At 45.5% G+C, this 23,581-nt stretch carries 30 protein-coding genes and 3 pseudogenes; 14 read left to right on the top strand and 19 right to left on the bottom strand.

Annotation, left to right across the window (positions count from 1 at the left end; all coding sequences use genetic code 11):
• Window positions 1-687, bottom strand: coding sequence for a response regulator transcription factor (locus WFJ73_RS17705; RefSeq protein ID WP_336774328.1), 687 nt, complete (start codon window positions 685-687; stop codon window positions 1-3).
• A 188-nt stretch (window positions 688-875) separates the two neighbouring features.
• On the opposite strand from WFJ73_RS17705, the gene WFJ73_RS17700 reads away from it, so the two are divergent.
• Window positions 876-1,550: a DUF2306 domain-containing protein gene (locus tag WFJ73_RS17700; RefSeq protein ID WP_336774327.1), complete on the top strand. Its 675-nt coding sequence runs from the start codon at window positions 876-878 to the stop codon at window positions 1,548-1,550.
• Between the two features lie 377 nt (window positions 1,551-1,927).
• Here WFJ73_RS17700 and WFJ73_RS17695 read toward each other — a convergent pair whose 3' ends face one another.
• From WFJ73_RS17695 to WFJ73_RS17675, 5 genes and pseudogenes are all read right to left on the bottom strand, one after another.
• Window positions 1,928-2,143, bottom strand: coding sequence for a hypothetical protein (locus WFJ73_RS17695; protein WP_336774451.1), 216 nt, complete (start codon window positions 2,141-2,143; stop codon window positions 1,928-1,930).
• Window positions 2,144-2,170: 27 nt separating this feature from the next.
• Window positions 2,171-2,500 (bottom strand): annotated as a pseudogene (locus WFJ73_RS17690) (hypothetical protein); the annotation flags it as partial.
• A 27-nt stretch (window positions 2,501-2,527) separates the two neighbouring features.
• Complete coding sequence (locus tag WFJ73_RS17685) at window positions 2,528-2,689, bottom strand: hypothetical protein (RefSeq protein WP_336774450.1); 162 nt, start codon at window positions 2,687-2,689, stop codon at window positions 2,528-2,530.
• Between the two features lie 63 nt (window positions 2,690-2,752).
• A complete protein-coding gene (locus tag WFJ73_RS17680; RefSeq protein WP_336774456.1) occupies window positions 2,753-3,289 on the bottom strand; it encodes a hypothetical protein in 537 nt (178 codons plus the stop codon).
• Window positions 3,259-3,351, bottom strand: a complete 93-nt coding sequence (locus WFJ73_RS17675) for a hypothetical protein (protein WP_336774326.1) — start codon at window positions 3,349-3,351, stop codon at window positions 3,259-3,261. Before WFJ73_RS17675 ends, WFJ73_RS17680 begins: the two co-directional genes overlap by 31 nt.
• 171 nt (window positions 3,352-3,522) lie before the next feature.
• On the opposite strand from WFJ73_RS17675, the gene WFJ73_RS17670 reads away from it, so the two are divergent.
• Window positions 3,523-4,395, top strand: coding sequence for an alkaline phosphatase family protein (locus tag WFJ73_RS17670; RefSeq protein WP_336774325.1), 873 nt, complete (start codon window positions 3,523-3,525; stop codon window positions 4,393-4,395).
• Window positions 4,396-4,468: 73 nt separating this feature from the next.
• Here the strand turns inward: WFJ73_RS17670 and WFJ73_RS17665 are convergent, their stop codons facing one another.
• From WFJ73_RS17665 to WFJ73_RS17635, 7 genes are all read right to left on the bottom strand, one after another.
• A complete protein-coding gene (locus WFJ73_RS17665; RefSeq protein WP_336774324.1) occupies window positions 4,469-5,374 on the bottom strand; it encodes a YusW family protein in 906 nt (301 codons plus the stop codon).
• Window positions 5,375-5,543: 169 nt separating this feature from the next.
• On the bottom strand, window positions 5,544-6,179 hold the full coding sequence (trhA, locus tag WFJ73_RS17660) for a PAQR family membrane homeostasis protein TrhA (RefSeq protein ID WP_336774323.1): 636 nt from the start codon (window positions 6,177-6,179) through the stop codon (window positions 5,544-5,546).
• 574 nt (window positions 6,180-6,753) lie between these two features.
• Window positions 6,754-7,047, bottom strand: a complete 294-nt coding sequence (locus WFJ73_RS17655; RefSeq protein ID WP_336774322.1) for a DUF1048 domain-containing protein — start codon at window positions 7,045-7,047, stop codon at window positions 6,754-6,756.
• A 9-nt stretch (window positions 7,048-7,056) separates the two neighbouring features.
• Window positions 7,057-7,404 (bottom strand): DUF1048 domain-containing protein, encoded by a 348-nt coding sequence (locus WFJ73_RS17650; protein WP_336774321.1) that lies wholly within the window; start codon window positions 7,402-7,404, stop codon window positions 7,057-7,059.
• Window positions 7,401-7,709, bottom strand: a complete 309-nt coding sequence (locus WFJ73_RS17645; protein WP_336774449.1) for a PadR family transcriptional regulator — start codon at window positions 7,707-7,709, stop codon at window positions 7,401-7,403. Before WFJ73_RS17645 ends, WFJ73_RS17650 begins: the two co-directional genes overlap by 4 nt.
• A 228-nt stretch (window positions 7,710-7,937) precedes the next feature.
• Window positions 7,938-8,381, bottom strand: a complete 444-nt coding sequence (locus tag WFJ73_RS17640) for a hypothetical protein (RefSeq protein ID WP_336774320.1) — start codon at window positions 8,379-8,381, stop codon at window positions 7,938-7,940.
• A gap of 3 nt (window positions 8,382-8,384) precedes the next feature.
• Window positions 8,385-9,425, bottom strand: coding sequence for a DUF3231 family protein (locus tag WFJ73_RS17635; protein WP_336774319.1), 1,041 nt, complete (start codon window positions 9,423-9,425; stop codon window positions 8,385-8,387).
• 266 nt (window positions 9,426-9,691) lie between these two features.
• Between WFJ73_RS17635 and WFJ73_RS17630 the strand changes: the two genes are divergently transcribed.
• Window positions 9,692-9,892 (top strand): hypothetical protein, encoded by a 201-nt coding sequence (locus tag WFJ73_RS17630; RefSeq protein WP_336774318.1) that lies wholly within the window; start codon window positions 9,692-9,694, stop codon window positions 9,890-9,892.
• A 159-nt stretch (window positions 9,893-10,051) separates the two neighbouring features.
• Here the strand turns inward: WFJ73_RS17630 and WFJ73_RS17625 are convergent, their stop codons facing one another.
• Window positions 10,052-10,414, bottom strand: coding sequence for a MerR family transcriptional regulator (locus WFJ73_RS17625; protein WP_336774317.1), 363 nt, complete (start codon window positions 10,412-10,414; stop codon window positions 10,052-10,054).
• A 133-nt stretch (window positions 10,415-10,547) separates the two neighbouring features.
• Between WFJ73_RS17625 and WFJ73_RS17620 the strand changes: the two genes are divergently transcribed.
• A complete protein-coding gene (locus WFJ73_RS17620; RefSeq protein WP_336774316.1) occupies window positions 10,548-11,186 on the top strand; it encodes a nitroreductase family protein in 639 nt (212 codons plus the stop codon).
• A 151-nt stretch (window positions 11,187-11,337) separates the two neighbouring features.
• Here WFJ73_RS17620 and WFJ73_RS17615 read toward each other — a convergent pair whose 3' ends face one another.
• Both WFJ73_RS17615 and WFJ73_RS17610 read right to left on the bottom strand, forming a co-directional pair.
• Window positions 11,338-12,528 (bottom strand): Ger(x)C family spore germination protein, encoded by a 1,191-nt coding sequence (locus WFJ73_RS17615; protein ID WP_336774315.1) that lies wholly within the window; start codon window positions 12,526-12,528, stop codon window positions 11,338-11,340.
• A 262-nt stretch (window positions 12,529-12,790) separates the two neighbouring features.
• Window positions 12,791-13,885, bottom strand: a complete 1,095-nt coding sequence (locus tag WFJ73_RS17610; RefSeq protein WP_336774314.1) for a glycosyltransferase family 4 protein — start codon at window positions 13,883-13,885, stop codon at window positions 12,791-12,793.
• Between the two features lie 68 nt (window positions 13,886-13,953).
• Here WFJ73_RS17610 and WFJ73_RS17605 point away from each other — a divergent pair, with 68 nt between their 5' ends.
• The 4 genes from WFJ73_RS17605 to WFJ73_RS17590 all read left to right on the top strand — a co-directional run bounded on the left by WFJ73_RS17605 (window position 13,954) and on the right by WFJ73_RS17590 (window position 17,829).
• Window positions 13,954-14,592: a hypothetical protein gene (locus tag WFJ73_RS17605; RefSeq protein ID WP_336774313.1), complete on the top strand. Its 639-nt coding sequence runs from the start codon at window positions 13,954-13,956 to the stop codon at window positions 14,590-14,592.
• A gap of 208 nt (window positions 14,593-14,800) precedes the next feature.
• Window positions 14,801-15,940: a winged helix-turn-helix domain-containing protein gene (locus WFJ73_RS17600; RefSeq protein WP_336774312.1), complete on the top strand. Its 1,140-nt coding sequence runs from the start codon at window positions 14,801-14,803 to the stop codon at window positions 15,938-15,940.
• 66 nt (window positions 15,941-16,006) lie between these two features.
• Window positions 16,007-17,251, top strand: a complete 1,245-nt coding sequence (locus WFJ73_RS17595; RefSeq protein ID WP_336774311.1) for an MFS transporter — start codon at window positions 16,007-16,009, stop codon at window positions 17,249-17,251.
• A 161-nt stretch (window positions 17,252-17,412) separates the two neighbouring features.
• On the top strand, window positions 17,413-17,829 hold the full coding sequence (locus tag WFJ73_RS17590; protein WP_336774310.1) for a VOC family protein: 417 nt from the start codon (window positions 17,413-17,415) through the stop codon (window positions 17,827-17,829).
• Window positions 17,830-17,907: 78 nt separating this feature from the next.
• On the opposite strand, the pseudogene WFJ73_RS17585 reads toward WFJ73_RS17590, so the two are convergent.
• The 3 genes and pseudogenes from WFJ73_RS17585 to WFJ73_RS17575 all read right to left on the bottom strand — a co-directional run.
• Window positions 17,908-18,264 (bottom strand): annotated as a pseudogene (locus WFJ73_RS17585) (SRPBCC domain-containing protein); the annotation flags it as partial.
• Window positions 18,265-18,304: 40 nt separating this feature from the next.
• Window positions 18,305-18,718 (bottom strand): annotated as a pseudogene (locus tag WFJ73_RS17580) (manganese catalase family protein); the annotation flags it as partial.
• 447 nt (window positions 18,719-19,165) lie between these two features.
• Window positions 19,166-19,726 (bottom strand): manganese efflux pump MntP, encoded by a 561-nt coding sequence (locus tag WFJ73_RS17575; protein ID WP_336774309.1) that lies wholly within the window; start codon window positions 19,724-19,726, stop codon window positions 19,166-19,168.
• Window positions 19,727-19,870: 144 nt separating this feature from the next.
• On the opposite strand from WFJ73_RS17575, the gene WFJ73_RS17570 reads away from it, so the two are divergent.
• The 6 genes from WFJ73_RS17570 to pqqE all read left to right on the top strand — a co-directional run bounded on the left by WFJ73_RS17570 (window position 19,871) and on the right by pqqE (window position 23,578).
• A complete protein-coding gene (locus tag WFJ73_RS17570) occupies window positions 19,871-20,314 on the top strand; it encodes a WGxxGxxG family protein (protein WP_336774308.1) in 444 nt (147 codons plus the stop codon).
• Window positions 20,315-20,407: 93 nt separating this feature from the next.
• Entirely contained in the window at window positions 20,408-20,542 is a 135-nt protein-coding gene (gene pqqA, locus WFJ73_RS33415; RefSeq protein WP_442955959.1) for a pyrroloquinoline quinone precursor peptide PqqA, read from the top strand.
• Between the two features lie 51 nt (window positions 20,543-20,593).
• Window positions 20,594-21,517 carry a pyrroloquinoline quinone biosynthesis protein PqqB gene (gene pqqB / locus WFJ73_RS17565; protein WP_336774307.1) on the top strand — a complete coding sequence of 308 codons (924 nt, stop codon included), beginning with the start codon at window positions 20,594-20,596 and terminating at the stop codon, window positions 21,515-21,517.
• A complete protein-coding gene (gene pqqC, locus WFJ73_RS17560; RefSeq protein WP_336774306.1) occupies window positions 21,517-22,230 on the top strand; it encodes a pyrroloquinoline-quinone synthase PqqC in 714 nt (237 codons plus the stop codon). Before pqqB ends, pqqC begins: the two co-directional genes overlap by 1 nt.
• Window positions 22,227-22,505 carry a pyrroloquinoline quinone biosynthesis peptide chaperone PqqD gene (pqqD, locus tag WFJ73_RS17555; RefSeq protein ID WP_336774305.1) on the top strand — a complete coding sequence of 93 codons (279 nt, stop codon included), beginning with the start codon at window positions 22,227-22,229 and terminating at the stop codon, window positions 22,503-22,505. Before pqqC ends, pqqD begins: the two co-directional genes overlap by 4 nt.
• Window positions 22,496-23,578: a pyrroloquinoline quinone biosynthesis protein PqqE gene (gene pqqE / locus WFJ73_RS17550; protein ID WP_336774304.1), complete on the top strand. Its 1,083-nt coding sequence runs from the start codon at window positions 22,496-22,498 to the stop codon at window positions 23,576-23,578. Before pqqD ends, pqqE begins: the two co-directional genes overlap by 10 nt.
• Window positions 23,579-23,581: the final 3 nt, after the last annotated feature.

Below are 23,581 nucleotides of genomic sequence, written 5' to 3'. Positions count from 1 at the left end.
TTACACACCCTCGAAGCGATAGCCAACGCCCCAAATATTCATAAGCTGCTGCTGATCGGAATCAAGCTCGATCTTCTCGCGAAGACGGCTCAAATGAACGCGTACGGTTTGTTTATCCCCGATGCCCTCCCAGAACCTCTCCAGCAGCTGGTCATAAGTAAACACCTGCTTCGGGTTCTCCAAGAACAATCGTAACAGCTCGTATTCCTTCGGCGTCAGCGAGACATTCGCATGATCCACGAACACTTCTCTCGTCCTCGTATCGAGCTTAATGTAACCAAATTCGAGCACCTGATTCTTATTGGATTGGGGCTCTCCCGTACGCCGCAGAACCGCTTTTACCCGGGCAACAATCTCACCGGGCGAAGCGGTTTTGACAATATAATCGTCCCCGCCAAGCGTAAGACCGCGAATCTTATCGACATCTTCGCTGCGGGCGCTCAAAAACAATAGAGGAATGCTGCTCTCCGCCCGTATTTGCCGGCAAAGATCAAATCCATTTTGTCCCGGCATCATAATGTCCAGGATTATGCAATGAACGGTATTTTGCTGAAGGATGGTCCATGCCTCCATGGCATCGTTTGCCGTCAAAACCCGGAAATGATCATTCTCCAAAAAGTCCCTCAATAATTCAACGATACTCTGATCATCATCCACGACCAAGATGATCGGTTCTTCCTTATTCATGTTCATCCCGCCTTCACTCCAAGTATGCCCATGAACAAAAGTGTACCACCTTCGTCCCAGAAAAAACGAGCTCATCGCATATTGTGACGGTTTGTTTATTGTTTTGTGATTATTTGTGCGCCTAATTCGAGAGATTCTCCTGTTATCCTTCGGATTAGTGGCTTATACAAGGGAGGTTACGAGAAGTATTGATTAAGAATCTATCTTTCTACAAGCTGGTTGCGTGCGTTTGTACCATTTACATCCTCTATACGCTGTCCAAAAGTTACCTGATTAACCCCGGTGCGGAGACGTTCCTCATTCACAAGACGGATTTAACACGGGAGCTTAGAACGCCAGCTTGGCTAATGGTCATGTATGTTCATATCGCATTCGCCTGCATCGCAATGGCGTCGGGACTACTCAATTTCTGGTCCGGCAGTTATAAGAAATACCCCCGGTTACATCGCTTGAACGGCTACGTCTATATATCGTCTGTGTTGCTGGTAGTACTAAGCTCCGGATACATGGCCCCTTATGCCACAGGAGGAAAAATAAGCAGCATGGGCTTCAATCTGCTTAATCTGATTTGGCTGGCCGTAACAACAGCAGCGATTGTCCACATCCGGAAAAAACGGATTCCTCAGCATCGCCGGTGGATGCTCCGGAGCTACGCCTTCTGCTTTACGAATTTGCTCATTCACCTGTTCACCTTCATCCTGAACAAGATGATTGGCATAACCTATGTAACCAGCTATACGATTGGACTTTACGGGGCAATGGCATGCATTCTTGTCGCTCCGGAAGTGATTTTGAGAATCGGGAAAAGCCTATTTGAGGAGGTTTCAATAATGAATACCGCAACAAAGCGTCGGAACGATTAGCTCAGTCGCATGACAAGGTGTTTAATTTTAAGGGCGGAATGGCACAGTGGCAGGGTGAAATAGAATCGGAGAATATGGGCGGCAAATGGAGTGCGGAGAGGATTTATCACTTCATCCTAGTTTTTTTACTGCTGCTGTTTTTGCCCATTGCGTTCTTCCGTCCTTACTTCGGCTAAGCGATGAGAGGCTGGATGAAATACGGAAAGATCCCGGCATCCCCTCTCCAGGCTTAGTCCGAATTAGTTTAAGCTTTTACAATACATTTGCCGAAGTTGATCGACTAATAGTAGCGTTGCACCAAATAACCTCTAACAAGGAATACTATACGGATAAGTATGCGGATGTGCCAAAAGGAATTTGCGGCGGGCACTAATCGCTCAAGCGAGTCGATTGGCAGCCGCTTGCGGGCTCTCCTGCATCCTCGCGGCAGCACCGCCCCGAAAGGCAACTAGAATCACTATGGCAATGAGCAATACCAGACTTACAGCTCCTTTGCTATACCCCACTCCTCCAGCGGCATGCGCTGCAGAGAACCAATCCGCAAACGAAGCGCCAACAGGACGAGTCAAGATATAGGCAAACCAAAAGGCCATTACTTCCTTCATATTAAATAGCCAATAACATAATGCAGGTATAAGTAATAAGGCGAAGAACATGATTCCGGAAGCCAAATATCCTAAATGCAAGCTGGAGGCCGTTAGGTCCCCCGCAGAGGTACCCAAGGCGAATGTGGTTAGAACAGTCAACCAATAAAAAACTTCTCTCCTCCGGGTATTTATGCTGTGTATGGATAAGCTTTTTTCTTTGACATACCAGGTTAGAAGTACCGCGGCCAGCATGATAACGAAAAAGAAGGTAGAAGCCATATAGGGGATTCCAAGCCCCACTCGAACAACATCAGCTGCCGTTGTTCCAAATATGCTAACCATAATGACTACGAGCCAATACAAGCTGGCGATATACCTTTGCGCCTTGAATTAAAGAAGCATGGCTGCAATAAAAACGACTACACTTATGGGTAATGAGACTATCGGATTTAATCGTTCGAATAAATAATCGGAAGCTACTTCTCCCAATGCCGTTGTAAGGAGCTTTGTTATCCAGAAGTATAACGTGATCTCAGATACTTTCGCTAACATTTCTGCTGACTTGGATTTAAATGAGTCTTTGTACATGTACATCGATGTTTGCTCCTGTCGAAATTATAGATTGGAAGATTGTAATACATGCAAGGAATCGGTTAAAACAGTATGGCACTTTTCAGTATCCTGATTCTTACTTCGGACGGCAGCTAAAACGTTATCGATAGTGCCATCAATTTGGGTCCATGTTTTTCGAACCATTTTTCTTAGCTTAGGTTCTGAATTATCCCAACTATGTTCCAGGTCATCGGCTTCGGACTTTGCTGACTTCCGGTCATTGCTGGTGATGCTATTCTGAATGTCGTTTTCGATTTGTATAAAATCATTTAGCTGTCCACTCAAGGTTGTTTGCGAAGAATCAACTTGCGGTACAAGATTACGATTGCACCAGCTGTATCCGCCAATTCCTACAACTAACAATACAACGATTGTCGTAATGGACTGCAACCAGACCTTTTTGATACCCATACGGTGACCACCGTTCTTAACTTCCTCGGATCTCGGGATTAAATCAAGCTTAGTTACGGCCAGTAAAAGGATAACCGCCAATATAGCTATAAGAAATATTACGCTTGTTGCTGTAGCGCCGAGCTCCAAGCCGCCATTCTTCTTCGACTGGGACAATAATCTCCTAATGAAGCTCCAAGCGGCCTGGTCAAAATATACGCAATCCAAAATAACCCGAACAAAAATAAAAGAGCCGGACTTTTGTCCGCCCCTCAAATCTTAAAAAAATATTAATTCAATCATTCCGTTCATCTTTTTGGGAAAATACAAGTTATGATAGTAAAATTCAAGACAAATTGAGTACCAAAAAGAGAGGGCTTAGTATGAAAATAAAGAAAATTGGAATGGTTAGCGTTATGCTTGTTGTAATGAGTTTCGCAATGGATCCATTTTTAAAAGAAAGCTTTAAAACGGTTCATGCCTCCAGCCGAGCAACGCAAACCCGTTTAGCACCAAATCATATCGTCATTGTTGTAGAAGAGAACCACTCCTACAAGGAGATTATCGGAAATAAAAATGCCCCTTATATCAATCAACTTGTCAAAAACGGCGCCAATTTAACTAATCATTATGCGATTGAACACCCTAGTCAGCCGAACTATATTGATCTTTTCTCTGGTTCAAATCAAGGTGTAACCGATGATAAGCCATCCCATACTTTTAAAACGGATAATTTAGCTAATGAGCTTATAAAACATGGCTACACATTTGGCGGTTATTCTGAAGGATTGCCAAGTGTAGGTTTTACCGGCCCCTACGACCTTAAAACCCTGTATGCTCGAAAACATAACCCTTGGGCTGATTTCACTAACGTTTCTGCAAAAGTAAATATGCCGTTTACCTCTTTTCCAAAGGACTACAGTAAACTTCCAACTGTTTCCTTTGTTGTTCCAAATCTAAAACATGACATTCATGATGGAACAATTAAAGAAGCGGACGATTGGTTAAAGAATAACATGGCGGGCTATATTGAATGGGCAAAAAAACATAATAGCATCTTTATTCTGACCTGGGACGAAGACGATAGGAGTGCTAAGAATAAAATCCCCACTATTATGATCGGCCAAAAAATTAAACCGCAAGCCTATATAACCAAAACAAATCATTATAATATGCTGCGTACAATCGAAGACTTCTATGGATTGCCGGCACTGGGAAATAGCAAAAACGTTAAGCCCATAAATGTATGGAAGTAAAATTTAAAACAAGAAAATCTATTCGATATCAAAAAAGGCCCCGAACATGGGGGCCTTTTTCATTTGAGTGGTATTAATCCTCGTCATCATGCTCTTCATGTTCTTGGTGTTTACCATGATCGCCGTCATGGTCGTGGCCCTCGCCTTGATCATCCTCGTCTTCGTCACCTTTTTGACCTTTATTCTGGCCGTGATCCCGATCGCTGCGATTCAATTGCTTTTGCTGTTTCTTCTTTTCTTGCTCCTCTTTATGAGCCTTCTGCCACGCTTGCTGCAGTGCTTTTTTCTGTGCAATCAAAGCTTTTTTCTGCTCTTGCTTCGCGGATTGATCATTAGCTGCAAGCTGTGCCTTCTGATTATCTTGCACAGTTGATTTTACGGTTTGAGCTTTCGCATCGTCCTTTTCGGCTTCATCGTCATCTTCGAATTCAGCGTCGTCGTCTTTCTCGTCCTTAAATTTAAGTTCTTCCGGACGATCCTTCCATTTAATATCGATGTTCATTTCGACTTTAGCCGGCTCGACAGCAAAATGAGTGAACAACGCATCCATGACTTGCTGCTTATCCATGTCTGCTTGCAGCTTGAGTACTGCAAGCAGCTGCTGAATAAATTGAGTCGCTTCATTTCCCGTCAAATATTTTTTCTGATCTTCGCCGATTTTAATTTCTACCTTGGAGTCGGTCTTTGCTTCTTCCGTATCGAGCTCGATCTTAACTTTCACGTTATTGCCATCGATTTTCAACTCCAATGCTTTCAACTGTTCAAGCTGAATTGGAGCTTCACTGGTGCTCGGTTGGGCTGAAGCAGGCTTAATAACCGCAGCCGCAGCCGTCTTTGACGGGACAACGTATGTATCGCTTGCTGCCCGGTTGACCTCTTTTGTTGCGGAAGAGTCATAGTCTGCGTAGGCAACAACGCCGTAAGAAAGCATAATTGTGCTTAGTGCACCGATTAATATATAGGAAATTTTCTTCTTCAAAATGTACCTCCTCAGATTAGAACATGCATGTTTTGGTTCTTGGCAGCCAATATAGGGTTTCGTTGGATAGGCATCCTTTTTAGTCCGTATTTTAGAAAAGTCCAATAAACCGAATTTTAGCAACACAAAAAAGCCGCGATTTTCGCGGCCTTCGTGAATTCATATTTTTCTAAACATATAAGAAAATCGAAAAGAAATGACAAATCGATCCGGCGATAACAAAGAGATGCCATACCGCATGATGGTAAAGGAATCCTCTCCATACATAAAAGACGCTGCCGACGGTATAACAAACGCCGCCGATGACCAAAAACACAAGACCGCCATAGGCTAAATGATCAACTAAAGCCCCCCATGCAAAGACGATCATCCACCCCATAATGACATAACCAAGCGTAGATAGGAATAGAAACCTCTTCACAAAGAAACATTTAAACACCACGCCGCAGATCGCAAGGCCCCATACAATGCCAAACAAACTCCAACCGAGCGGACTTCTTATCGTAACGAGCAGATACGGTGTGTATGTACCGGCAATAAACAAATAAATCGATCCATGATCGAAAATTTCAAACAGATCCTTTACTTTTCCTTCCGGAAAGCTATGTAAAAGAGTTGACGACATATATAAAATAAACATACAAAACCCAAACAGCACAAACGATACGATATGCCAGGCTTCACCAATGTAACTTGCCCTGACAATAAGCAGTACCAATGCGGCAATACTCAATCCGGCACCAATGCCATGGGTGATCGCGTTAGCTGCTTCTTCTTTTTTCGAATAGACATGCGTATTAGCCATAGACTCCTCCTATTCAACTACTATAAGTTAGCTATACTATAAAAAAGAGCATTCGTCAAAAAATAAAGGCTGCCGAGCTTATCGGCAACCGTTATCCTGTTATAGCCACGTCTAAGCCTTTATGGTCCCAGAGTATATCAGGGCAACTCCTAATTCAAGCTGATATTAATTCTTCTAACAATCTTAATTTTCTCAACCACACTCCTAAATCTAACCGCATCCCAACTTAAACTAATTATGATATAGTTCTGTAAACAAATTGAACAAGGTGGTTAAAAGATTGTTAGTCAATACCGATTCTTATTACTGCATGCATTGCAAGATTATCCATTTCCGCCGACAAGGGGACCTCGTTATGACGACCGGTTGGGTATATATCGGCAGCGTCACGCACGCAGTTGGTGTTTGCAGCACCTATAAGCCGTTGCTGCCTAGCCAAGTTCATAAGTCTCACTTCGGGTTATAACAATTTTCTTAAATGATTGCCTAATCTTATCGCATCATTTGCGGCTTCCCCTCTCCTATACGGCCAAGAAAAAGCCGGTTCAGCGCATGCTGACCGGCTTCTTTTCATCTACTGAATTTTATCCGCGTAGGTTTTTAAATTTTTAATCAGATCGTCGCAGAAAGCCGCAACGTCACTACCCGTCACTTCGAGCACGCCTTTCCCCAAGGCCGCACCCTCTTCGAAAAGATCGATAATCCCGGAGAGCACTCCCATCCAGTCGGTGAGTTCGACAGGACCAACCTTGAAGAAATATTTTTGGATCTCTTTATAAACGATCTGATAATCCCGCGGGAGGGCTTTGACACGCGCCACGTGCGCACGCCATTCTTTTTTGCCTTCGATGATATCTCGTATGCTCATTTTACCCTCCTATTTACCTAGTTTTTTCGCGATACTATTGTTAAGCTGCTCACGCCATTTGTCACGGAAAGACTTTGCCCCTTCTTCGCCGGCTAGCGCCGAACAGAAGCCTTTGATATCGTCACCCAAAACCTCTCGGACACTCTGACCGTCCGCAGCTGTTTCTTCAAGCAGCCCCAGAACACCGTCAAGAATCGGCATGAGGTTGCGACCGGTAAAATCTGAATACTGGAAAAGATTAGAGTAAATTTCCTTCCATGCCGCTTGATAATCAGCCGGCAGCTTTTTGGCGCGCAATTCATAGGCTTTAAATTCTTTAGTCATGTCGCTGCCAGTGATTTTTTCCCAGAAGTTCATGGCTTCTCCTCCTTTAACTCGTTCATTTTTAATGATATGAACTCCCATTTTTCCCAGAACCTTCGCAATTCCACGCGCCCCGCGTCATTGATCGCGAAAAATTTCCGCGGCGGTCCCATGTCGGAGGGTTTCTTCGTGATCTCCACCAGCTTGTTTTTTTCAAGCCGAACAAGGATGGTGTACACCGTCCCCTCCACAACATCCGTGAAGCCAAGGGCGTTCAGCCGCCGCGTGATTTCATAGCCGTAAGTTTCTTTGCGGCTTATAATTTCAAGGATAGAGCCCTCAAGCACACCTTTAAGCATTTCCGTTAGATTTTCCAGCACAATCACTCCTTGCTATTCTGTATCACTGGTATTCAGTAACACTGACTACAACTATAAAGTAACACGCAGTAGTGGAGATGTCAATGGTCTACTGGAGGATATCCCCTTATAATGTAATTACGGTGAGCATAGCTTCTTCCCTGTCTTTGGCGGAAAATTAAAGTAAACCTAAAGAAAACGGCAGCCGTTAAGCTGCCGTTTTCTTCTTCAATGCACAGAACGGTACCGAAGGATAGAACGGAGGCCTATTCCGAATATAACGCCGGCACCGATTCCTAATAGCCCAAGCCAGACCGCTCCCAAAAAATCCTTTGAAAAAACAACGCCAATCGTCCCAATAAATGCTCCGAAAGAGAAAGGAAGTGAAGCATTTGGTTTTAGCTCTTCCCCGGCATCCTTATAGGCGTCCCAGATACCGAACATGTAGACGCAAGGGTAGAACATAAGCCACTCCATTTTTGTTTGATCAATCGTTGGAATATCTCCGTGAAAGCTCGTTATAATAACCCAGTTCAAATCCGACTTTAAGTTAATAAGAAATTCCAAGGTGATCAGCAGAATACCCTTTATATATTTACCATTAAGGAGCTGACCGAACCCTGGTAAAGCGACACTCCACAATAACGCCTCGGTGCGGGACGCTTTGGCCATTTCCTACTCCTTAATAAGCGCATTACGATCCGCTGCTTGCGGGGGCTGTTCCATCCAGTCCAAATCGATCATGGTATTGGCTCCATCCTCTACGTAATTTCCTACTTCCACGATGAATCTTGCGAATGTAGCCGCCACGTCATGTCTTGCGCTGAAGGCTAAAGAATTGCCATATGTTCGGACCCGCATGGCGAACATATCTATTTTATGGAAAAGCATTAATTTATCCGAAAATGGCGATACGGTTGAATCGGTTACGAGATGATTCATGAGCGGATGAGTCGGCAAATCGTCTTTGTGCAGTAACCTGGACAAAATATCGTATTGTTTCAGTGCGATTTCCTTCCCTCTCTTAAAGTAATTCCTAACTTGCTCCAGCTTGGCCGCTTGACAGAAGCCTACCAATACGGCACAACTGGTCGCGTTATTTTGAACGTTATCGTAAATATGGGTAATTTCCAGCGATTGAAGCGGTCGCACATCTCCGAAGAAACCGTCTAAATACCGCTGTTTTTTAACAAAATCGATTCTGTCCGGAACGGGGATATAAGGCGGTTTAATTAAAAGTCCTTTCGCATCAAGCAAATCGTTCACGTCATTAACCAATTTGATTGTTAGTGTGAGGCAATCGGTAAAAAATTCGCGGACGTCCGGCCGGCTCATTAACGGTACAGCGATGCCGTAAATACTAATCCCTGCTTTGCAGGTATACTTCAAGTAATGCAAATAAAATTCATCGGCATACAACCGGGGAGCTTCTAAATTCACGTCTTCTTCCGTGTAGCCGACCGGTACCGGATGACCCTCCCGGGTGAAAATTTCCGCTACCGTATTCGTGAAACGGTCAGCTATCTGAAGCGCTTCATTCAGAACGTTGCGAATATCCGCATCGTCCACATTTTGCAAAAAATAGCGCAGCACGCACCGGGCCATACTGTTCCCCATAAAAGTCGCCCATAACTTTCCGATTTCAGCTGAAGTTAGTTTATTCGAGCTATTTCCTTCTGTTTGGCTTTTGTTTTCGTCTTGCAGTATTTTTTGCATGGGCCACCTCTTACATGTATTAAATTTCTTATATTATTCGATTTTGAGCCGCATTAAATACGTGGGCGAGTGCATCGTTTGATTCAACCCCATACCGTCGATAAAACTACCTAATATGCGACAACGGAAAGTGACATCATTTATCCGTCGCCTTTCATATAATCTAATAGCGGCAAAAACTATGAATTACCTGAAATGATAGCTAAGGTAGAGCGAGTATAGAGAGTTGCCGTCACTAATAAGAGACACAGGAAAGGTGGAACTACATGTACGTAAGTCAAACGATGCAGCAGGTGAAAGAAGAAATGTTAAATGGAGAATGGGTGGGTAAGCTCATTCATTTGCGTGACACCACTAAAACGATTAAAGTAATACTTGAACCTATACAAGCGGGAATTGGTTTTTTAGAGTTCTATGAGGGGCTGGGGTACGGCTTTTTCAAATGGAGTCAAGGCGTAAGTGCATAGCAAACAAATCTAACTGTCAATTAAAAATAAGATGACCAAACAGGCAAGCGATCCTGATGATCGCTTGCACAACTTGCATATAAAACAAAAAGCCGCATGACTGCGGCTTTTTGTTTTATACAGACAAGCAGTTCTAAACATGTGCGGCGAGTAGGCTGTTTAAGATTTACAATGGGTCTGAAAACTTGCCTTTCCCTCTAACACATCCATTAAAAATATTTTTGATGATTCCAACTTTGCTTTTTGCTCCTGGATATGTTGAATTTTCTCCAGAACCAAGGCTTTTTTCTCCGTATAAGAATGTTCGCCTTCATTGATGAGTAGGATTAATTCCTGAATAGTAAAACCTAAGGAGAGCAGCGTTCTTACATCTTCGAGAAAGCCCACCACTTCTTTAGCATAGACGCGATAATTATTATCATCCCTCGATACAAATTGCACCGGAATCACCTGCTTGCGTTCATAGAAGCGCAAAGTGGATATTGGGAGCCCCGTCAACTTGGACACTTCACTCGCTTTCATAACCTATTTCCCTCTGAACATGAAAATAAATTTACACTTGCTATAAACCATGGTTCATAGTTCACAATAAGCACATGTTAACCAGCGACATCACAAAAGTCAAATAATCTGGTCCATCAAAAGGAGCGATCTCATGCCGAAACCTATCCCAAACAACGATTTTAACAACATCATTACTGGCCGGCGGTCCGTACGACATTATGATGAGAGCATTAAGATTTCAAAGGAAGAAATGCAGGATATCATCAAAGAAGCAAGCTTGGCGCCTTCTTCAGCAAATATGCAGCCATGGCGCGTTATCGTCGTTAATACCCCTGAAGGGAAAAATAAGCTTCAGCCACTCGTGCAATTCAATACGCGGCAAAATGATACTTCAGCCGCTATGCTTATTATTTTGGGCGATACTCAAAGCGAACGGTATGTTGAAGAAATATATAATTCAGCCGTAGAACAAGGGAAAATGCCGAAGGATTTACGCGATAAGCAAGTCACGCAAATTATGGACATGTTCCCTCTGCTGCCTAGAGAAATTAAAATCGAGATAGCCAAAATCGATGCAAGTTTATTTGCCATGCAACTGATGCTGGTTGCCCGCGCGCACGGTTATGATACCAATCCTATGGCAGGCTTTGAACGCGATAAGGTTGTCAGCGCATTCGATCTGGACGATGAACGTTATGTACCGGTCATGATTATCTCAATCGGCAAAGCCGCACAAGAGGGACATGAATCTGTGCGTTTGGATAGCGAGCAGATTACTTTCTGGCGCTGATTATAATTTGCAAGTTCAACTAGGAGCAGCCAATTTCATATAATCGGCTGTTCCTAACTAATTATTAATCACTATTAAAGGTGCTGGCGGATGCAGAACGCATTTTTGCTCCAACGTGTTTGTATCCCAGTCGTTATCAGGGACAGTTATTTTAACGATCTTTTCTCCCCAGGTTCTCGCTGCTCATACCCAGTCGGAACAAGTTCGCTTCTGCCGTTACTTCAAATTTAATTTTTGGAAATACTTCGTCCCAATCTTTTCGATATTTTTTGGTCCATATTTGTGGGTAAGCAAGATACGCTTTTAACCCAAAGCCGATAGCATCACTATTATTTTGCTGCATCTCTTTTATAGCAAGATTAATATTATCGACAATATTTTGTGCGATGCTTTGCTCAATTCGTTTTCGTTGCCCCGAATAATCATAATTTCTTTCCTGATTTTTATCTTCGCTAATACTCGCCTTTACCTTGGAGTGAATACGATAGGACAATTCACCATTCTTCACAATCGGCTTAATGCTTATATCCGCATGATTAATCGTTACGGTTAAATAGCCCCCATCTAGATGAAGGGTCTCATCATAATCACGAACCGACTGATTTAGAAGCCGGAAACCTATAGCGGATCTCCCTTCTAATTTCCCAGTCATTTTCCCATTATGAAATAGGGCAAAACTTTCGCTTCGAATATCTTCAGATTCCTGGCCTTCTATGTTTGTTTTTACCTTCTGTACATAAGGAAGAAAGACATCTTCGCCTACAGTGATTAATTTACAGACGGCTTCCTTTAGATTGATGCGTGCAGTAGCTTCAGATTGTAGTTGCTCTCTGATCGATTCTGCAGAGAAACGCTCAATACGTGTATTCGCGCTAAGCAAATCAATCGCTTTTCCTTCAGAAACGGCTATAAAAGTGGACAGTCTCTTTTCTGGTGTACGGGTAATAGCATCTATAACGGTTTCAATTCCTTCCGTTCTTACCAGTTCCTCTCCAATGATTATTACACGTCGGTGGCCGAAGAACAGATGTCGCGGGAGACTAAATTGAAGCTTGGAAACGGCATCGCTAACGGTCTTGCCTGTCTCAGTCTTAATGGTGAAAGGTTTCTGTCCACCGGATCCGCCCCCGCCACCCGTGTTCCCCATATTACCCGTAAGCGGAATAAGGACGCTGATACGAATATGATCTCCTTCTTTATCAGCCCCACCTGCCAGCACAAATGCAACGTCATTTATCTCACGGCGATCCCAGCAACCGGTCAGCAAGAGAAGCACTGCCAAACATATGCTAACAGACAACACACGTTTTAAAGTGTTTATCGTCATAACTGTATTGGTCAATCCTCCTTGCCAGCATCGGACATACCGTGAATTGGAAATCACATGGATATAATCCCCTATATACTCTAAATTATAACTTTTGCATCCCGCTCCGCGATTCCCATTACAGCATGAGTTGCTTATACAAAAAATAAAAAGCCGCGGTATAAGCGGCTTCACCTTCCTAAGACATCAGCAATCGACTATGTAGCAGTGATGCACGTCTCATGCAAGGTATTCTGTTCGAATAGTGACTGGACTAACTTATAATGAACCTGTGAAATCATTTCTTGTTGAGATACAACTCATATATGGATGTCAGTTTTCTCGCGGTTTGTCTCCAACTGAACTGCCGAATGGCATCCCGTCTGGCTTGAGTGGCAAGCTTGCGTCTGAAAATCGGTTGCGATGCTAACTTAAGAATTTGTTTTGCAAATGCTTGCGGACTACGATAGTCACTAACAAGCAGACCGTTTCGTCCATCTTTTACAATTTCAGGTATCCCGCCAATGCGTGAGGCTACAACAGGCAAGCCAGAGGCCATCGCCTCAATATTGACCAAACCAAACGCCTCATGCTGTTGAGAAGGACAAACAAAGCAACTACCCGTCCGATAAAAACCGGGCATTTGTCCACGCGTAAGATAGCCTTTGAATGCAACCGGAATACCAAGTGAATTTGCCGTCCGCTTTAAATAAGCTTTATAGGAGACTGTACCCGACCCTCCTGCAATCGATAATCGTATCGGTACTGAATTACGAGCGATCTTTACGGCTTGCATGAGTGCCGGAATACCTTTACGCGGGATCATTCTTCCTGCAAAAAGGACGTGAAACGATTTCGGTTCACCTTTAGCATTCGGAAAGTATTGATTATGGTCTACTCCAAGATAAACATATTTCATTTTATTTTTATAGGCAGGGAAAGTACGGCCTAACATCTTCATTAAGGATTTACTATTCCCTATAATTAAGCTCGCTCTTTTTAAATCTGCTTCCGCCTTCTTGCTCGTGGTCATCGGGGGAGATACAAACGTCATCGAATGCATAAATACAGAAACCGGCGTACTAGGAAACACCTTTTTTACCCTATTAACAAAGCTTGGTCTATTATCAATTTGGATGAGGTCATAATCATTATTTTTTACGCGTTGAAGTGCATTTTGAAGATAGGTTTGTTTCGAACCTCCGTCCACTCGTAAAATCGTTATATTTCCTATCACCGATTTACGCGCCATTTGCTTCCTTTTTAGACTTACTATCGTGATCTGGTGATTCGAACTGAAGTTTTTGGCAATTTGATAAATACAATGTTCTACCGATCCGCCCACCGGCGGCGGCACTGGAATTTGTTCAGGTGCAATAATCAACAGCTTCACATTTCCAACCTCCATCAAATATGACTAATCGTATTGTATGTTTACGTATCGCCATGGTTGATAGACTGTTGACCGCTGTGACTTCAATTATTTCAACTAACGGTATAAACCATGCCGCCGCGCACAAGGACGATATAGATTTAAAGATTCTCTTTGAGCCAACCGGAAACATTGGAGTTGATATTGATCCCTCTAAAAAATTAATCATTAGCTTCATAATCCTATTCTTTTTCACTACCCCAGCGAGCGCATCAAATAAGCTGAAAGAGATTAAAGCCTATGTAGATCCAGATGTTTCCGTTGCTTTAAACGGGCAATTAGTTGTTAGTAAACCAATTATATATAACAACTCCACATATGTTCCGCTTAGAGAAGTGGCGACTGCATTCGATGCAGAATTACTTTATGCTGATAAGAACAAGAAAGATATCTCTGTTGAGCGAGTCCCTGAACCAGTTGTTGAGGATAATCCGGTTCCCAACGATGATGTACAAGTTACTTTTTACAGTGGATTTGGAAGCCCACAACTATTTCATAAAGACATCCAATTTACTGTTGAATCGGTTAAGAAGGAAACCATAGAGGGTAAAATAGCTGCTTCTTTAACGATTAGCGTATTGAACAAGTCCGCTAAGGATTTTAACTTTAGCCCGAATTTGTATATAGAATTAGAAGACACCGTTGAAGAGTTTGATTTTAATAATTAGAAGTTCGAAATCGTTGGGCCAGATGCTGTGCTGCCCTCTAGCCTATCAAAGATAGTAGCCGGCAAATAGCCGGCAACTGTCGTGTTTGTTCAGAACTTCAAGTATCTGCAAAGGATGAAAGACGATTGCTTGCTTTCCCCGATCCGTCATGCCATCATCTAGAAAAGAACTATTGGCTAGCATACAGTGAAGGGGTATGGAGTCTCATATGATTCATTTCAATTCGGATACTTATCAAGTCGTATATGCGGGAGAACTCGTGCAGCTTCTGCCCAAAGAATTCGCGCTCTTCCGCTTTCTCTATGAGCATGCCGGACGCTCGTTCACCCGGGAAGCCTTGCTTGATGCCGTATGGCCGTTGGAAGCCCCGACCGACCGAACCGTGGACGACCACATCTACCGCGTTCGGAGAAAATTAGCGGGCTGGAACCATCTGCTCCGCGTGGAGACCGTCCGGGGCCAGGGCTACAAGCTCGTGCGCAGCACTCACGAGTCGAACGATAATCCTCTAAGCTACGACGAACAGTTCGCGGTGGACGTGAGGCGTTTGTTTTCCAGGTATCACAGCCTTGGCATGGGAGCGGCCATGCAGTTGTTATCGGCGAACCGTGAAGTTCTAAGCTTGCCCGGCGACCCTTATAATGACGCCTATCTGCGTTTTATTCGCGGCGATTTCGAATGGCTTCTGACGACGGACAGCGTTTCCCTCTGGCAGAAGCTTACATATGCCGTATATATCCACTCTATCATTCACCCGGAGCCCGCAGCTACGCTCCCTTACATCGTAAAGCTTCTTGGCAAAGACAACGCCAATACATTGGCATGGCGGTATGACTTGCAGCTAAGCCTCGTTCTCCTCCATACGCAAGCCGGCAGGCCGGATAATGCGCGGAAAGTTCTCGAAGCGATCCGGCAGGAGATTGAAGCGCTTGATTCCCCTAGCTTCACGGGGCTCTATCTGCTAAAGGAGACGTATCTGGCGATATGGACGGGGAAGCTCGAGACTGCGGACGCCAAGCTGCGCGAATGCGACGAGCTCCTGCTGCGTCATCCGATCAAGCGCGAGCGGGGGGCTTACCTCGTTGCAATGGCACTGTTCCTGTATAGGCAAAGCAACATTCCCGCCGCGAGACTTGCGCTGGATGAAGGGATGGAGACGCTCCGCCATACGGAGTTCCTCCCCCATCTGCTATTTAACTTAAGTACAATGCTGCGATTTCTCTCCATCCACCAATGCGATGAAGCGTATCGGCTAGCCTATCAACGGCAGTGGGACCAGCTTGCTGACCGTTACCGCTTTGAAGAGTTGCTGCCTCGAACGGAGCAGTTGCTTAAAAAGCATCTCTGATCATTCTCTGACATTTCCCTGCTAGGATTGGAATCATAACGATTTCATTCATGGGGGGTGCATCCAATGTTAAGAAAAAACCGATCGTTCGCCAAAATGTTTGCCGCCTACGGCCTCTCGGCTTTTGGCGATTATTTCGACTTTATGGCTGTTACCATTCTTCTCGGCTTCATCTGGAAGGAGGACGCGATGACAATTGCGATGCTGCCTCTATGTTTTGCCGTGCCCGGCATTGCGTTCAGCCAGTTGGCCGGAATTTTGGCGGATCGCTGGAACAAACGGAACCTGATGATCGCCACCGATCTCCTGCGCTCGGGATTAACCGTCATGCTCATCTTCGCCCCTAACGCGGGAGTTCTGCTCGGCTTGATCGCAATCCGATCGACCGCCCGCGTCTTCCACTTTCCCGCACAACAATCGATGACTCGGGCCGTTGTTGAGCCGGATCAGCTCTTGCAGGCAACCTCTATTAACGGGGCTGTGTTCCAGCTGTCCAAAATACTCGGGCCTCTGCTTGGCGCCTCCGCGGCGTCTGCATTCTCCCCTTCCGTCAGCATGGCGGTGAACGCGGTCTGCTACGTCGTGTCCGCCTTCTTGCTCCTGCTTGTCCCCGCCATGGATGGGCGGCGCGTACCGGTCGCAGCATCCGTAACCGGGAAGAAGGGAAGCTTGCGGGGCGAATGGCGAGATGGTTGGCGCCTTCTCTGGCACAGCCGCACCTTGCGAATGAGTCTTCTCTTCAGCTTGATCGGGCTGGCCGGCATCCAAATGATCGACGCCCAATTCGCGGTTCTCTTCCGCGAGATTGCCCCGGAACAACCCGATTTGATGGGCTGGCTTGTGACCGCGATCGGCGCTGGCGGACTCGCGAGTGTAACGTGGCTTCGCCGGTACCAGGAGTTTACGAGGTACGGATGGCTGCTCGGAGGAGGCGTGGCACTGATCGGCCTAATGTTCGCGGCGGCCGGCGCTTTCCGGCAAGACAGTACATTGTGGCTCATGCTGCTGGTATTTTTCATTGGAGGAATCGGTACCGGCTTTACCTCCTCGGGCATGAACTACATTCTGCAGAAAGAAACGCCACCCGAGGCCGTAGGCCGCGTCAGCGGCATATTTGATTCTTTGAGCAGCGTCATCTTCGTCATAGCTCCGCTCAGCGGGGGCGCGCTGATCGGTCTAATGGGAGCGAGCCGCACGTTCTTGACTGTCGGGCTAGCGGTTGGGATAATCGGTTTCGTCGGGATTGTGCTGCGTCGGCAGATATGGGGAATCTCGGATACTCGGAAGTCGGAGGTTTCGCACAATGCTTAAATTGATGTGTAATGTATTAAGTCAAACGGAAGTCAAAAGTGGCAAAGCCAAATTTACGCTTCCGGATCCATTGAGACCGATGAATTCCCGGATCGGCTGTCGTCTATATATACGAAGGCATAAATGAACACAAACTAATTTGACGAAGAGGTGTTTTGAAAATGGCATTAACGTCCGCATTCACGAGCTTCAACCTGCCTGTAAAAAACGTAGAACAATCGAAAACGTTCTTCACCGGACTCGGATTCGAGCTCAACCCGCAATTCCCCGAGAACGAGAATTCGGTTGCCATCGTAATCGGTGACAACCTGCAGGTCATGCTGATCAATCAAGCATTCTTTAATACGCTCACGGAGAAGGAGTCCGTCGATACGAGCAAGTATGCGCAAATGACGATCGCATTAGCCTTCGAGAGCCGGGAAAAGGTCGATGAAATCGTGAATACCGCGGTCTCCTTGGGCGGGAAATTGCACGCTGAGCCTGAAGATCATGGGTTCATGTATCATTGGGGCTTCGTGGACTTGGACGGCCATCTGTGGGCCATTAACTACATGAACATGGATGCGGCACAAGGTTAAGGTTAACGGAGAGCACGCTCGTACTAGGGTTCAAAAAGAAGACGCCGGGCATCTTCCCCGGCGTCTTATTCGCGATGATTAGTTTTGTTCGGTATAGGCTTTGAAATTGTCCATGATCGCTTGCCAGCCTGCTTGCTGGAACTCGACGGGATTGGAGCTTTCCGCGTCGAACGTTTCAATGACCTTCGTCTCATTTCCTTGATCGACGAAAGCAATATCCACTCTTCTTGCGTCTTCCATGGTGTAGCCGATCGCTTCATGCCGATTCACGACATCGTAGACGCCGCCAAAATCAAAGCCCATGCTGCCATCCTTCGCTTCCATCCGTGTCAAAAACTTGCCTCCGACCCGCAGATCGTTTTCGGCTCTCGACGCATGCCAGTCCTCGGACGCCTGATTCCATCTCGTGATGTGATCCGCCTCGGTCCAATAGCGCCCGTGAGCGTAATAAAAAAGCAGTCGATATCGGCTGCTTTCAAACTATTTCTCGGTTAATTCCAACCTTATACCTTAAATACTTTCTTGTAGCCCAGTCGGACTTGATCATCTCCACCGCTTCTCTAAACCGCAGAGAATGAATGATCTCACGCTCGCGAAGGAACTTTAAGCTGTCCTGTAAATCCACATCATCCGTCATATCGATTAGCCATTGATACGTGGCACGGGCTTTTTCTTCGGCGGCAATATCCTCATAGAGGTCCGCGATTGGATCCCCTTTTGCTGTAATATAGGATGCCGTCCAAGGTACCCCAGATGCATTAGCATAATACAAGGCACTGTCGTAATTGACATAATGCTGTCCAAGCCCCGCTTCTTCCAGCTGCCTCGGCGTTGCGTCCTTCGTCAGCTTATAGACCATCGTCGCAATCATCTCGAGATGCGCGAATTCTTAAGTACACTATAGATATAGGTAATTAAAGTCTTGTTGTTTGAAACAAGGAGGTAAGAGTATGATCACTTTCTTAATAGTAATTCAGAGATGGACAGGGAAGGGAAACCCTCTGTGTTAATGTATATTGAGATAGATGCACTGAACTCTAGGAAAAATCTTGTATAGTGTCATATATCGAATTGTTCGACGGAATTTCTTCGATAGAATTAAAAATTACGATCAACGTTGAAAATGGCCAAAAATATAACTAGTCCAACTTCTATTCTGAAGTCTTCGAATAGTAAACCAACAAGCCTGCTAATTATTACGGTCTGCGCCTTCATCCAATTATTTTCTATCCACGCAATTAATAATCTCATCTGTTTCAATCCACGCCCCTGCACGGGGAGCGACTGTTGACAAAATCGCCATAGTTATCACCAAAGCATTTTTATTCCTCCGGTATTACTGTAATACAATGTTATCGATTAACATCAAAACGCCTATGAGTCCCAGTAAAACGCCCGGTGCCTTTTCTGCCCATTCACCAAGGTAGCGCTTTAGTCTGGCTCCGAAAGTAACGCCAATTATGGTAAATGCAAAGGATTGGATAGCAATCATTATTATAGTGAGCACAATCGGTAATTGTATCAATCCGGCGGTAAAACCAACCGTTAATTCATCTAGACCGATGCCGATTGCCACCGCTATTAAGGTCCAGTTGGCTAGCGGCTGCTCGAATGCCTTACTTTGACTTTGATCCTCGTCTTTGTCGAACATAAGAAAATAGATCGCCAATACAATCAATATTAACGCACCTATTGCCGATAGTGTGCCCTTAAAATATTGTCCGAAGGCTTCTCCTATAATCATACCGGCAATCGGCATAAGGGATTCAGCCATAGCGAAAAAAAGCGCGATTTTCATCTTGTTATTTGGCTTATTTCTAAGTCCCAAAGACGAGGAAATGATTAAAGCATCGAAGCCAAGCGAGAATGTTATGACCCAAGCGAAAAACGATTCCATGATCATGCTCCTTCTTGCTTTCTTTTTACCCAATATATACATATCAGCAACCTTGTAGTACAAGCATTGAATAAGAACGCCATCGTCGTGAGAATCTAACAAAAAGATACAAAAAAAACGTCCTACAAAGGCTGGTGTTGCACAATGTTAAATAAAACCTTATGCGGAATAAGTATTGCGCTGATCACTTTGTTACTTGCCTCTCCTGTAACTGCTGATGCCTATACGGGGACTGCAAATGGAGGAAACGGCGGGCTCGGAAGTGGAATGGGAATCGAGTCGCAAGGCACACAAAATGAAATGTCCGCAAAGAGCTACGAGCTTGGTCATTCGGATCATATAAGAACAAATGCAAGGTCCAATTATGACGTCAGCGTCTACGGAACAGGTACTGGCAGCCAGTTCAGGTATATTAATGCGAACGCTGTCGGCTCAACAAATCAAATAAATACACAATCAGGCGACAGATATCATGCAACCGCAGTAACTACGACGACGAAAAATACAAGTTGGGGTTGGCTCGGATTACTGGGACTGCTGGGGCTTTTCGGAATTCGGAGCCGAAATCCAGAGCGCAACAACAGATAAGGTAGTGAAATAAGTGAGATAACGATACAGATTTCGCTCTGGCAACCGCAGGGGGATATTCGTATCGTTATTTTTTTATTCTTGGACATCCCGATGCTTACATACAATGAATCATGTTGCCTTGCCTGCCGCTATCCACCGAAAGGAGGTATGAACATGTGGGTTAAGCCCGAATTTAAAATTATTGAGATTTGTGCTGAAGTGACGGCTTATGCTTATCGGAAATAACTTGTTATGCCGGAGAAATCCGGCATCTCTTCTATAGAGGGGAGAATAGTTATGATCATTAAACTGCTAGGTTCCGCTGCAGGAGGAGGATTTCCGCAATGGAATTGCGCTTGTCCAAACTGCATAAGAGTAAGATCCGGCGATCCATTCGTAAAAGCACGAAGAAATGACTCATTGGCTATAAGCCCAGATGGTATTCATTGGGTACTGCTGAACGCAAGCCCGGATATTTGTATTCAACTGGAAGCGCACGCCTGTCTTCACCCTGGCCCTTCCTTACGTGATTCCCCGATCCAAGCAGTTCTTCTTACCGATTCGGAACTGGATCATACGACCGGGCTGCTCCAGCTCAGACAAGGGGCTTCTATTAAGGTATATGCTCCCCGCCCCGTTCTCTTCGCACTTGAAGAGGACTTTCCGGTCCGTCGAATAGTTGAGCCTTTCGCAAGCTATCAATGGGTAGAAACCATACCGGAGGAATCTTTCCCACTTTTTGGGGGACAATTAACGGTATGTCCGTTTTTTTTGAGCGACAAGCCCCCTCGATTCATCGGTGATAAACGTTCTCCGCAACAGGAACATCAAGAACGTGAAGCTTGGGTGATCGGCTATCGTATAACGGATCATGCGACTGGAGGCGTCGCCGTTTACGCGCCAGGAATCGAGACATGGTCACAGACGCTGGAGCGCCATTTGGAAGATGCCGATTGTCTTTTCCTTGACGGTACCTTCTGGCAGGGTGACGAACTTCGATCATTAGGGATATCAGAACGGGATGCATCCGATATGGGGCATCTGCCAGTTGCCGGAGCTAACGGAAGCTCTAAGCAGCTTGCACGTTTATCCGCGCGTCACAAGATCTATATTCACATTAATAACACGAATCCAATGCTGATCGAAGCTTCGCCAGAACGACGAGTGTTGACAGCTCTTGGAATTGAAGTCGGGTTTGACGGAATGGAGATGGAGGTTTGATGTTGGAATCGTATTTGTTGTCGGACGAACAATTTGTGGCCCGTTTGCGCCAGATTGGAGAGGAACACTATCATGACAAGCACCCCTATCATGTAGCTATGCATGAAGGGAAGCTATCCCCCATTCAACTCCGGGCTTGGATTGCCAATCGGTTTTACTATCAGAAAAATATTCCGATTAAAGATGCGCTAATCCTGTCCAAGCTGCCCTTCAGAGAAGACCGCCGCGAATGGATTCAGCGGATTATCGACCATGACGGCCGGGAAGACGGTGAAGGTGGAATTGAAGCTTGGATTCGCCTAGGTGAAGCCGCGGGTATACCCCGGGAAGAAATGCTGGATGAGCGCCATGTGCTGCCTGCTGTCCGGTTTGCAGTTGACGCTTATGTGAACTTTTGCCGGCTGGAGCCATGGCCCATAGCGGTTGCTTCCTCTTTGACAGAACTGTTCGCTCCTACTCTCGTCTCTAAGCGTATTGGTGTATTTGAGCAGTTGTATCCATGGATTCGATCTGAGGGGCTGGCTTATTTTCAGGCAAGGCTTCACCAAGCTCCACGTGATGCGGATCATGGACTCAAGATCGTTTTGCGTGAATGCAGAGATCGCAGTGAGCAGGAACAAGCAATTAGTGCTTTGCTCTTTAAATGTAAAGTCCTGTGGGCGTTACTTGACGCGTTAAGCTTGGCATATCCTATTGGAGAAAACCGTCTATGAGCTTATGGGCGCTGTCGGAACGTCCAAGGCTGCGTAGTCCGGGTCGCCTAAAGTACGATAAAGTCCGTCAAATAGAGCTTTTGCTGCAGCCGGAGAGGATCGTCGAGCTTAATGAAGCGGCGGGAGCGATTCTCCGGCTCTGCGACGGGCAGCGCACAATCGAGCAAATCATCGAGGAACTTGAAGCGAAGTATGGTCAATCGGGTCTTAAGGATGATATAGTCGAATTTTTCGCCGTGGCTGACGAGAAAGGATGGTTAGAGCTATGTCGGTGAGCTTTCCTTATGCCTTGACCGCGGAACTCACACATCGCTGCCCCCTTCACTGCCCCTACTGCTCTAATCCCGTTGAACTTCAGAAGAGAGAAAGCGAGCTGTCCACTAACGAATGGCTAAGCGTATTGGAACAGGCTAGCGATCTTGGGGTCGTACAGGTTCATTTCACGGGCGGTGAACCGCTGTTGCGCTCGGATTTGGAACTGCTCATCCGCCACGCCAGGGATTTAGGTCTATTTGTAAATCTCATCACAAGTGGTGTTGGATTGACGAAAGAGCGAATCCGGAAGCTATCGGAGGCTGGAATCGACAGCATCCAGTTAAGTCTGCAGGCTGCAACGGAGGAGCTTGCCGATTCGATCGCCGGTTTCAAGGCTTACGAACTGAAACGTCAGGCTGCACAGTGGATTCGAGAAAGCGGTCTTACCCTAAATATGAACGTTGTCCTTCATAGTAGTAATCTTCATCAGATCGAAGAGATTATTGAGCTTTGTGTGGCATGGGGTGCACAACGGCTTGAATTAGCAAATGCCCAATATTACGGCTGGGCTTTGCGAAATATTCATCAATTGCTACCGCGAAGCGAGCAGCTTAAGAAAGCTGAAAGAGTTTATATTCAGGCAAACGAGCGATATGGTCAACAAATAGAACTTTTATGGATCTTACCCGATTATTACGAGGATTTCCCAAAGCCCTGTATGGGCGGATGGGCTAAACTTTCTTTAACGGTTGCTCCGAACGGACGGGTTCTGCCCTGCACGGTCGCATCGGAGATTCAAAGCTTAACTTTCGAGAATGTGAAGGAACGGGAATTGGCTTGGATATGGAAGGAATCCCCCTCTTTTAACGCTTATCGAGGCTATGATTGGATGGCGGAACCTTGCAGGAGCTGCGATCGACGTGAACTGGATTATGGAGGGTGCCGATGCCAGGCCTTTTTGTTAACTGGCGACGCGCAGGCAACGGATCCTGTATGTATCCTGTCTCCTCATCGGAGAGTGATTATGGATCGAGTCGAATCAATCGAGAACGGCGAATATGAAATTCCTAACTATGCTTACCGCGGCAGGTGATCG

Source organism: Paenibacillus sp. MMO-58 (assembly GCF_037146255.1).
Classification (GTDB): Bacteria; Bacillota; Bacilli; order Paenibacillales; family Paenibacillaceae; genus Pristimantibacillus.
This window is presented reverse-complemented; position numbering and strand designations above follow the sequence as displayed.